The organism is Trueperaceae bacterium, assembly GCA_036381035.1.
Classification (GTDB): domain Bacteria; phylum Deinococcota; class Deinococci; order Deinococcales; family Trueperaceae; genus DASRWD01.
Genome location: DASVDQ010000030.1, coordinates 20,377 through 30,722 on the forward strand (window position 1 = coordinate 20,377; position 10,346 = coordinate 30,722).

Consider the following 10,346-nt stretch of genomic DNA (forward strand, 5'->3'; position numbering starts at 1 on the left):
ATAACGGCCTTCATACTCGTCATGGACGACAGGCGGGCTGGGGAGCGGCCTGTGGACTACTCGGCCCGGCCTGTGGAGGAGGTGGTCGGTTGACGTCAGCGCTCCACAACCAGCCCTAGGGACGGCGTTCTCCCCAGGATCCGACCAGGCGAGGTCACAGGTTCTCGGCAGGGTTGTCCACAGGCCGGGCCGGCGGCGGGGTCAGACCAGCGAGTCCCTGAGCGACCGCACGACGCGGTCTAGCTCGGAGTCCTCCTCGATCGCCTCGGTGACCTTCTGGACCGCGTACATGACGGTGGAGTGGTCGCGGTCGGCGAAGAACCTGCCGATCTCGGGGAACGAGTGGGTGGTCAGCTCGCGGATCAGGTACATCGCCACCTGCCGCGGCACGACGAGCTCCTTGCGCCGGCCCTTGCCGCGCACCGCGTCCGGGTCCACGCCGAAGTGCTTGGCGACCTTCGCGAGGATGTCGGGCATCGTGAGGCTCTCCTCGCTGGGGGCGAAGACCTCGGAGAGGGCCTTGGCCGCCGTCTGCCGGTTCAGCGGGACCTGGTTCATCGAGGCGTAGACGATCGTCCGCACGAGTGCGCCCTCGAGCTCGCGGATGTTCGAGGTCACGTGCCTGGCGATGTAGTCCACCACGTCCTGCGGCAGCTTCACGCCTCGGTACTCGGCGTTCATCCGCAGGATGGCCATGCGGGTCTCGAGCTCGGGAGGAGAAACGTCGGTGATCAGGCCCCACTCGAACCGGCTGCGCAGCCGCTTCTCGAGCGTCGGTATGTCCTTGGGCGGCCGGTCGGAGGAGACGATGATCTGCTTGCCGAGCTCGTAGAGCGTGTTGAACGTGTGGAAGAACTCCTCCTGCGTGCGCTCCTTGCCGGCGAGGAACTGGATGTCGTCGATGAGGAGGACGTCGGTGTTGCGGTAGCGGTCGCGGAACTGCGCCATCTGCTTGTCTTGGATGGCGTCGATGAGGTCGTTCGTGAACTTCTCCGTCGTCACGTACTCGACGGTCATGTGCGGGAACGCCTCGATGACGGCATGGCCCACCGCCTGCATCAGGTGCGTCTTGCCGAGGCCCGACTCGCCGTAGAGGAACAGCGGGTTGTAGGTCTGGCCGGGCGAGGCCGCCACCGCGCGCGCGGCCGCGGTGGCCAGGTGGTTGTTGGGCCCGACGACGAAGTTCGCGAAGACGTACTTCGGGTTCAGCTGCGGGAGCACGCGGCCTGGCCCCTGCGGCTGGGCTGCGCCGTTGGGATCGGTCCTGCCGCTCTCGGGCGCAGCGTCGTCGGCCTGCCTGGCACGCGGGACGCGGCCCGCACTCGCCGCCGAGGACGCCTTGCCGGCGGAAGCTTCCTTGCCTCCGGGCGCCCCTCTCTTGCCGGGCCCGTCCTTCTTCCCGGGCGCGTCCTGCTTGCCGGCCGCGTCCGACCCGCCGACCACGCCGCCGAACAGGTCCTGCTGCTCAGCCCCCCTCGAGCCGGTGACCTGGAACGCCACGCGCGGGGGCTGCGCGCCTATCTCGGCGAGCGCGACCTCGAGGACCTGGGTGTACTTGGAGCGGAGCCAGTCGCGAGCGAAGGTGTGGGGCACGCCCATCACGTAGGCGCCGTCGACGAAGCCCAGCGGGGTCACCTGGTGGAACCAGGTGCGGAACTCGACCTCGGGGATGCGCTGTCGCACCACCTGCATGAGGTCGTCCCAGATCCCGCGGTCCTGACCGGCCACCACGAACCGTCCCTTCGCCGCCCAAGCGCGGTGCTCCGCGGCTCGCCGGTGGGACGCTGGCACAGCCGACCCGACCGCTCCCGCCACCAGAGACGCCCGCAAGCCGACCGACGGCCGGCCCGAAGGTTCTCGGGGAGAGACGCCGGGCAGCGCCCGGCGGGGTCTGCTTGGGCACCGATGTCGCGCCGAGATCCCGTCACCAACGCGATTCCCGCGTTGGCTAGACCCTGCGGCTTGACGCCGGGCATGCAGTGTACCACCACGCCCCGACCTGGGAGCCGAACCCTGGCGGGCGCGGCCAGGACGCGCGCCGGGCACGCGCCCGGTCGCCGGCCGGGACCGCCTGCGGCACTCAGCGCTCGGCCGGACGCCGACGGCCCTCGGCTCGGCGGGGACCCTGCCGCCCCTAGGTCCCGTCGGTCTCCCACGCGCCCTTCCCGGGCCCTCGGGTCGCCCGCGCGAGGCGGACGCCCGCCTGGCGCCCTTATACTCCGGGGCCGTGAGGAGACCGCACTGCCCCTACATGACCACGGCCATGCCGCGTTCACGTAGACGCTCCGTGGGGGCGCCGTCGTGAACGTGTATGACGTCGTGGTCATCGGGGGCGGTCACGCGGGGATCGAGGCCGCCGTGGCGGCCGCCCGTCTAGGCGCGCGCGTGGCGCTGATGCTGCCGAACCCGGACAAGATCGGACTCATGCCGTGCAACCCGGCGATCGGCGGTCCCGGCAAGTCACAGATGGTGTTCGAGCTCCACGCGCTCGGCGGCGTGATGGGGCAGCTCGCCGACGCGACCGCGATCCATACGCGCACCCTCAACGCGAGCAAGGGCGCCGCCGTCCGCTCGCTGCGCGTCCAGAACGAGAGGGACGGCTACGCGGCCGCGGCTCGCCAGCTGGTCGAGTCCCAGCCGGGCATCGAGATCGTCAGGGCGGAGGCGGCCGACGTGCTCGTCTCGGCGGGTGCCGTGGCCGGCGTGAAGACCACGGACGGCCGCGAGCTGAAGGCGCCTGCCGTCGTGCTGTGCACGGGGACCTTCCTCGCCGGCGTGGTCTGGTACGGCAAGCAGAGCCGCCCAGCGGGCAGGCAGGGTGAGCCGCCCGCTCGACACCTGTCCGCGAGCCTGACGCGCACCGGACACGAGCTGCTGCGGCTGAAGACGGGGACCCCGCCACGCATCCGGGCCGACTCTGTCGACCTCTCCCAGCTCGAGGAGGTGCCGTCCGACGACCCGCCAGACAGCTTCACCGGCCGACCGGGTCCGCGCATGGCCATGACGTCGACCTGGCTCACGCGGACGACGGCCGCCACGCACGAGCTGATCCTCCGCAACCTCCAGGAATCGGCGATGTACGGAGGCGAGATCGAGGGCAAGGGGCCACGCTACTGCCCGTCCATCGAAGACAAGGTCGTGCGCTTCTCGGACAAGGACCACCATCTGCTGTTCGTGGAGCCGGACGGCGTGGACACGAGCGAGCTCTACCTCCAGGGCTTCTCGAGCTCGATGCCGCCGATCCTGCAGGACGACATGATCCGCACCCTGCCCGGCTTCGAGCGCGCGGTGATACACCGCTACGCCTACGCCGTCGAGTACGACGCCATCGAGCCGTCGCAGCTCGACGTCACGCTGATGTCGCGCCGCCTTCCCGGTCTGTTCTCGGCGGGACAGATCAACGGCACGTCCGGCTACGAGGAGGCTGCCGCGCAGGGGCTCGTGGCGGGCGTCAACGCCGCGCGGTACGCCGCCGGCATGGAGCGCGTCACCGTCAGGCGGGACCAGGCCTACATCGGCGTGATGATCGATGACCTGGTCCGCGGCGGGATCGAGGAGCCGTACCGGATGCTCACGTCCCGGAACGAGTTCCGCCTCCTGCACCGCCAGGACAACGCCGACGAGCGCCTGGCAGAGGTGGGTCACTCCTGGGGGCTGGTCTCCGACGAACGTCTGGCCGAGGTGCGAGCTTCGGAAGCCCGCGTGGCCAGCGAGCTGGCACGGCTGCAGGCCGCGCGCATCGGGGGTGAGCCCGCGACGAAGGTGATGTGCCGACCGGGCGAGTCGTACGACACGGTCGTGGCGACGATCGGACACGGAGACCCGGCTCTCACCGCCAGGGAGAAGGCCAGGGTGGAGACGCTGGTGCGCTACGCTCCCTACATAGAGAGGGCCAAGCGCCACCTCGAGGAACGCGCGGAGTACGAGACCCGCTCTATCGCGCACTTGGACTTCTCGCGCGTCGCGAGCCTCTCGGCCGAGGGTCGAGAGGCGTTGGAACGCGCGCGCCCGGCCACCCTGGGAGCCGCCCAGCGTCTGCGCGGTGTGCGCGACAGCGACGTGGCTGCGTTGCTCGTGCACCTGCGGACGGGCCGCGACAGCCTCGTCGCCGGACGCTGAGGCCGACCCGCCGCAGGTCGCGCCACACGGCGCAGGCCCTCTGACAGCAGCCCGACGCCGCCGTTGCTTCTCGTTGCGTGCGAGCAGGCGCCCGGCGATCCGTGCAGGTAGCCGGCCGACGACTAGTGGCCCGATGTCCCAATCGGTCGGCCGGGTATGCGGACATCATGAGGGGGAATACGCGTCCCACACGCTCGAGCCAGCGGATGTTTCACGTGAAACATCCGCTCTAGCGATAGCGAGCCGGTCGCCTAGGAAGGTGCTGAGGGGGAGATGGTCGAGGAGAAGCTGCAAGGCTACGCGGAGCTGATCGGGCGGTACCACGACACGCTCGACCTGGTGTCGAGCCGAGCGCTTGGCGACATCACGACGCTCATAGCCGAAGCGAATCGGTACTCCGAGGTGATCGCGGAGGTCGCCGGTCCGGAGGTCACGATCGTCGACGTCGGCTCCGGAGTGGGCCTGCCCGGCGTCGTCTTGGCGGTGGCCATGCCTGCCTCGACCGTCCACCTCGTCGAACGGCGACGCCGGCGGGCGGCGTTCCTGTCGATGGCGGTGGGACGACTGGCCTTGGCCAACGCCAGGGTCTGGAGTCGGGACGTGAAGGAGCTCGACGACATATGTGCCCATGTCGTCACGGCACAGGCCGTGTCGGGCTTGGCCGTGGTCGCCCGCCTGACGCGTCACCTGCATCGTGACCCCTGCTACCTCGTCAGCCGGCGCGGCCTCGACTGGATCGCGGAACTAGATCCCTTGAGGGAGGTCATCGACCCTGCTCCGAGGGCGCCTGGAGACGGAGAGACGGCAGTAGCCGAGAAGGCCCCGGCGGTCGCCGTGGCGGCGGAACGGCGCCTGGGACGCGATGGTAGCCTCGTCGCACTACGTCTCAGGGGAGGGCCGGCTTGCCTATCGTCGGGGTGATCAACCAGAAGGGCGGCGTAGGGAAGACGACGACGGCCGTCAACCTGGCGGCGGCGCTGGCCCAACGACGCCGGATCCTCCTAGTCGACCTCGACCCTCAGGCGAACGCCAGCAGCGGGGTCGGCGTGACGGACCCGGAGACGACGATCTACGACGTGATCTCAGGGCGCGCGTCGGCCCGCCAGGCCGCGATGAGGTCCGGTACGGAGAACCTGGACCTGCTGGCGGCCTCGGACGACCTCGCCGGCGCAGCCGTGGAGCTAGACGCGAGCCGCGACAACCTGACTCTCCTCGCTCGCTCGTTGATAGGAGTCCGCCCCAGCTACGACTTCATCGTCGTCGACGCGCCGCCGTCCATGGGCGCGCTGACGCTGAACGCTCTTGGCGCCGCCGACCAGCTGATCGTGCCGCTGCAGACCGAGTACTACGCGCTCGAGGGGATCGCCAGCATGATGGAGACCATCGAGCGGGTCCGCGGCTCGCTAAACAGGGACCTCCACATCCTGGGGATACTTCTGACGATGTACGACGGCAGGACGCGGCTGTCCCAGGAGGTCGAGGAGAACGTGCGGCGCCACTTCGGCGACCTGGTGTTCCGGACCGTGATCCCTAGGACGGTGCGTTTGGCCGAGGCGCCGTCGTACGGTCGGTCGATATTCGACTACGCTCCCACGTCGCAGGGCGCGGCGGCGTACCAGGCGCTGGCGGAGGAGGTCATCGAGCGTGTCAGCCAAGGCTAGGGGATTGGGACGGGGCCTGGACGCGCTCCTGCCCAAGGTCGACAAGGGCATACAGCAGGTGCCGCTCGCCAAGGTGCGGGCGTCGCCGCTGCAGCCGCGTCAGCGCTTCGACGAGGCGACGATCGCCGAGCTCGCCGACTCGGTGAGAGAACGGGGAGTCCTGCAGCCGATCCTCGTGCGGCCGAAAGACTCCGGCTTCGAGGTCGTGGCCGGCGAACGGCGCCTGCGGGCCGCGCGGCTGGCGGGCCTGGAGAGCGTCCCTGCGGTCGTGCGCGAGATGACCGACCAGGAAGCGCTGGAGGTCGCGATCGTCGAGAACCTCCAGCGCGAGGACCTCAACGATGTAGAGCAGGCGCGGGCCTACAAGCAGCTCCTCGACTTCGGGCTCAGCCAGGAGCAGGTGGCCAACGCCGTGAACAAGAGCCGCAGCGCGGTCGCCAACACGCTGCGCCTGCTGGCGCTCGACGCCGAAGTCCTCACCGCGCTGGAGGAGGGCGTGATCACGGCGGGACATGCCAGGGCGATCTTGGCCATGCCCGAGGCCGACAGGACCTGGGCCTTCAACGAGATCGTCGGCAAGGGCCTGTCCGTGAGACAGGCGGAGAAGCTCAAGCGCCCACTAGCGCGTGCGGCGAGAGGGCCGAAAGCGTCCCCATACCGCGGGCTCGAGGAGGACCTGAGCCGCTACGCCGGCACGCGGGTCCGCATCACCGGCGGCAAGAGGGGCAAGATCGAGCTGCACTTCCACGACGAGGACGAGCTGCAGCGCCTGCTCGACCTGCTCGGCTACCGGGCCTAGCGGGGCCGCGGGGGTAGCGGGCCTAGCGGGCCTAGCAGGACTGGGGCTTCCGGGACCCGAACCGAACCCTTGCCTAGTGGGCTAGGTCGGGCGCCGGGGCCGCAGGCCGCCACGGTCACCCGGCGCGGGCTTCACGGCTGGGTAGGACCTTCTGGGACGCCGGGGCCTCGGGTCGCCCCTACGGCTCGGGCCGATGTGGGCCTCTGGCAAACGTGCGCCTCTGGCAAACGTGCACGGCAGCGTCGAGCTGAGGGTGGACGGGGTACGAGCGCCCGGTGTTTCACGTGAAACATCGCGGAGGATCCGCGGCCAGGACGGTGATAGCATCGTGCAGCGGTTCGGCTCCGGCGCGAGCCCTCGAGCGACAAGCGACCGCGAGAAGCCAAGCCAACCCGAGGTGATGCGATGAAGCAGCCAGTCCGCGTTGCCGTCACCGGCGCTGCCGGGCAGATCGGTTACGCCCTCCTGTTCCGGATCGCGGCCGGCGAGATGCTGGGCAAGGACCAGCCGGTGAGGCTCCAGCTCCTCGAGATCACCCCGGCGATGAAGGCCCTCGAGGGCGTGATCATGGAGCTCGAGGACTGCGCGTTCCCGCTACTTCACGGCGTGGAGGCATCCGACGACCCCGGCACCGCGTTCGACGGCGCCGAGTTCGCCCTCCTCGTGGGCTCCCGGCCCCGCGGTCCCGGCATGGAGCGCAAGGACCTGCTGCAGGCGAACGGCGCCATCTTCACCACTCAGGGTCGGGCGCTGAACGAGCGGGCGGCCCGCCACGTGAAGGTGCTCGTCGTCGGCAACCCGGCCAACACGAACTGCCTCATCGCCATGCGCAACGCCCCAGACCTGGAGCCGTCCCAGTTCAGCGCCATGACGCGCCTAGACCACAACCGCGCGCTGAGCCAGCTGGCCGGCAAGGTGGGCGCACAGGTCGCCGACGTGAAGCGCATGACCATCTGGGGCAACCACTCGAGCACCCAGGTGCCGGACCTGAGCCATGCGACGGTGGGCGGACGCAGGGCCGTGGACCTGGTCGACCAGGCCTGGGTGAACGACACGTTCATCCCGACCGTGCAGAAGCGCGGGGCGGCCATCATCGAGGCGCGCGGAGCGAGCAGCGCTGCATCAGCCGCCAACGCGGCGATAGACCACATGCGCGACTGGGCGCTCGGCACCCCGGAGGGAGACTGGGTCAGCATGGCGATCCCAACGCTGGGTGTGGGACCCTACGAGGTCCAAGCGGACGTCGTGTACTCGTACCCGGTCACCGTGAGGGACGGGCGCGTCCACGTCGTCGAGGGGCTCGAGGTGAGCGAAGCCGTTAGGGCCCGCATGAGGGCGTCCGAGCAGGAGCTGCTCGAGGAGCGCGCCGCCGTCGCGGACCTCCTCGGCGGTTAGCCGCCGAGGCGACCGCAAACGCAAGTCGGAAGCATTCCGACATGCTATGTTGACCTCGGAGCTCGAGGTCCACGAATGCCGTCCGATCACGCCAGCACCGCACGTTCTGCGCCCACCGCTCGCGGCGGCGGCGAGGGCGACGCGCGCCGCGTGCTCAGGGAGAAGGGGCTGCGCTACAGCCGGCCGCGCGAGGCGATCCTCGCGTACCTGAGGGAGAAGGACCGGCACGTCAGCGCCGAGAGCCTCTACCTGGAGCTGAAGAAGCGCGGCGAGGACCTCAGCCTGTCGACCGTCTACTTGAACCTGGCGGCCCTGACCGAGGCCGGGCTCGTCTGCGAGTTCAAGGGCGCGAACGGCGAGTCCCTGTACGACAGCAACGTGACGCCGCACTACCACGTCGTGTGCAAGGAGACGGGCGAGATCCTCGACGTGCCGGCGCCGCTGATCGACGGCAAGCCGCTGGGCCTCTACCTCAAGGAGCAGATCGAGCGCGCCACCGGTTGGCAGGTCGACGAGCCCCAGTTCAGCCTCAGCGGCACCTCCCCGGCGGCCCGCCGCAGGTAGCCAGCCGCCTGGCGAAGCGAGCCCGGCCGCTCGGCCCGCGAGCACGGCCGCATCTCGCCGCCCTCCCGTCGCCCGGGACGCCGCTATCCTGTGCCAGATGGGCGGACACCGGCATGCATCCCGCGAGAAGGACCCCCCCGAGCGGGACCCTCGCGAGACCTACGACCGCGAGCAAGGCTCTGGCGAGACGGGCTCTCACGAGCAGGACGCCCGCGAGCTGGCCCGCCGCGAACAAGGCGTCTCCGCGCGGGCCTCTCGCGCCCCGAACGCCTCCCCGGAGGCCCCTCGCCAGCATGACCCCCTCGAGCAGCACTCCCATGACCAGGGAGCCGCGGCCGTCGAGCTGAGGGAGCTCGAGTCGATGGACGAGCTGCGGCCGCTCGAGCGCCTACAGCGTGAGGTATGGGGCATCGACGACCTCGAGGTCGTGCCTGCCACGGCGATGCGCGCCGCGGTGCATGCCGGCGGTCTGGTTGTGGGGGCCCTCGTGGCGGGCGAGGCGATCGGCTTCGCGTTCGGCTTCGTCTCCGCGCCGCACGGGCGGGGGATGAGCGGGACCGGCATGCACTCGCACATGGCCGCCGTACTGCCCGGGTTCCGGCGCCAGGGCGTCGGGCGCCGCCTGAAGCGGTACCAGGCGAGCTGGTGCGCGTCGCGGGGGCTGCGATGGATCAGCTGGACGTTCGATCCTCTGCGCGCCGAGAACGCGCGCTTCAACCTCGCCGTCCTCGGTGCGCGCTGCTACGAGTACCTCGCGGACCTCTATGGCCCCATGCCGGGCGCCTTGGGTGGCGGCATCGAGAGCGACAGGCTACTGGCCGTATGGGCGGTGGGCGGCGCGGACCGCGGGGCCGACCCGGCGGGGACCGAGGGCTCGGCGGGGCGTGCCGCGGCCGGCGCGAACCGAGGAGCCGGGAGCGGGGAACGGCGCGACGACCGCGGCGTCTGGCTGCTGCCTCCCGGCGACGAGCCGCAGGCGCCAGACGCTGCCGCCATCGAGACAGCGCTCGAGAGGAATAGGACGCTGCTCGTGGCGGTCCCCCCAGTGCGGCTCGACGTCTTCTCTCGGCCCGAGCTGGCGATGTCCTGGCGCGCGGCCCACCGGCTGAGCATGAAAGCGGCCCTGGACCGCGGGTGGGCGGCGACCGGCTTCCATGACGGCGCCTACGTCCTCGAGCCGGGCGCCCATCCGCAGACCTGAACAGTTGTAAAACCGGACTTGACAATCTGTGAACCTCCGTTTAGCATCCTCGCAAGGAGGTTGGCCATGACGTTCCACCAGCTCACGCGGGTCACGAGCATGCGGCTCGAGGAACTCCAGAAGGAGCGCTGGGCGATCGCGCAGGCGCGGTGGGCCGGCAGGCCCCACCTCGCGCGTTCGCTCGCCAAGGGACTGAGGCGCGTCGCCGACGCCCTCGACGAGGAGCCCACCCCCAGCTACGCGGCGGCACGCTGACCGCCGCCCGGGCCGGCGCTCGCCTGACGGGCGGGCGCCGGCGGTCAGGAGTCCGACTTGAGCGACATCGACAGGATCAAGCAGATGGTCGACGAGGGGCGCATCACCCCCGAGGAGGCCGAGCAGCTCATCGCGGTGCTGCGCGAGGTCGACGCGGCCGGCGAGCGCCTCGCCGCCGCCGGCGCGGCGGGCTCTTCCACGCCGGGGTCCGGAGCGGGCGCCGGGGCCGAGGAGGAGCTCGACGAGGCGGCGTTCGACGCCGCCTTCGACGAGGCCTTCGAGGAGGAGTACCAGGCCGCGGAGGCCGCCGACGGTGGCGCGACCCCCAGCGCAACGGAGCCCTCACCACGCG

At 70.6% G+C, this 10,346-nt stretch carries 10 protein-coding genes; 9 read left to right on the top strand and 1 reads right to left on the bottom strand.

All coding sequences use genetic code 11. The annotated features are described in order from the left end of the window. Nucleotides 1–201: 201 nt before the first annotated feature. Complete coding sequence (dnaA, locus tag VF202_05180; protein ID HEX7039485.1) at nt 202–1,731, bottom strand: chromosomal replication initiator protein DnaA; 1,530 nt, start codon at nt 1,729–1,731, stop codon at nt 202–204. A 570-nt stretch (nt 1,732–2,301) separates the two neighbouring features. Between dnaA and mnmG the strand changes: the two genes are divergently transcribed. The 9 genes from mnmG to VF202_05225 all read left to right on the top strand — a co-directional run. Then, on the top strand, nt 2,302–4,119 hold the full coding sequence (gene mnmG / locus VF202_05185; protein HEX7039486.1) for a tRNA uridine-5-carboxymethylaminomethyl(34) synthesis enzyme MnmG: 1,818 nt from the start codon (nt 2,302–2,304) through the stop codon (nt 4,117–4,119). A 273-nt stretch (nt 4,120–4,392) separates the two neighbouring features. Continuing rightward, a complete protein-coding gene (locus VF202_05190; protein HEX7039487.1) occupies nt 4,393–5,040 on the top strand; it encodes an RsmG family class I SAM-dependent methyltransferase in 648 nt (215 codons plus the stop codon). Continuing rightward, entirely contained in the window at nt 5,022–5,780 is a 759-nt protein-coding gene (locus VF202_05195) for a ParA family protein (GenBank protein ID HEX7039488.1), read from the top strand. The genes VF202_05190 and VF202_05195 overlap by 19 nt, the downstream gene beginning before the upstream one ends. Continuing rightward, complete coding sequence (locus VF202_05200) at nt 5,764–6,579, top strand: ParB/RepB/Spo0J family partition protein (protein HEX7039489.1); 816 nt, start codon at nt 5,764–5,766, stop codon at nt 6,577–6,579. Before VF202_05195 ends, VF202_05200 begins: the two co-directional genes overlap by 17 nt. 405 nt (nt 6,580–6,984) lie before the next feature. After that, nucleotides 6,985–7,974 (top strand): malate dehydrogenase, encoded by a 990-nt coding sequence (locus tag VF202_05205; GenBank protein ID HEX7039490.1) that lies wholly within the window; start codon nt 6,985–6,987, stop codon nt 7,972–7,974. A gap of 75 nt (nt 7,975–8,049) precedes the next feature. After that, the gene (locus VF202_05210; GenBank protein ID HEX7039491.1) at nt 8,050–8,538 is read left to right on the top strand and encodes a Fur family transcriptional regulator; all 489 of its coding nucleotides are present in this window, start codon (nt 8,050–8,052) and stop codon (nt 8,536–8,538) included. 97 nt (nt 8,539–8,635) lie between these two features. Next, nucleotides 8,636–9,739: a GNAT family N-acetyltransferase gene (locus VF202_05215; protein HEX7039492.1), complete on the top strand. Its 1,104-nt coding sequence runs from the start codon at nt 8,636–8,638 to the stop codon at nt 9,737–9,739. Nucleotides 9,740–9,805: 66 nt separating this feature from the next. After that, the gene (locus VF202_05220; GenBank protein HEX7039493.1) at nt 9,806–9,994 is read left to right on the top strand and encodes a hypothetical protein; all 189 of its coding nucleotides are present in this window, start codon (nt 9,806–9,808) and stop codon (nt 9,992–9,994) included. 57 nt (nt 9,995–10,051) lie between these two features. Further along, the coding region (locus tag VF202_05225; protein ID HEX7039494.1) for a hypothetical protein at nt 10,052–10,346 on the top strand (295 nt) is incomplete at its 3' end.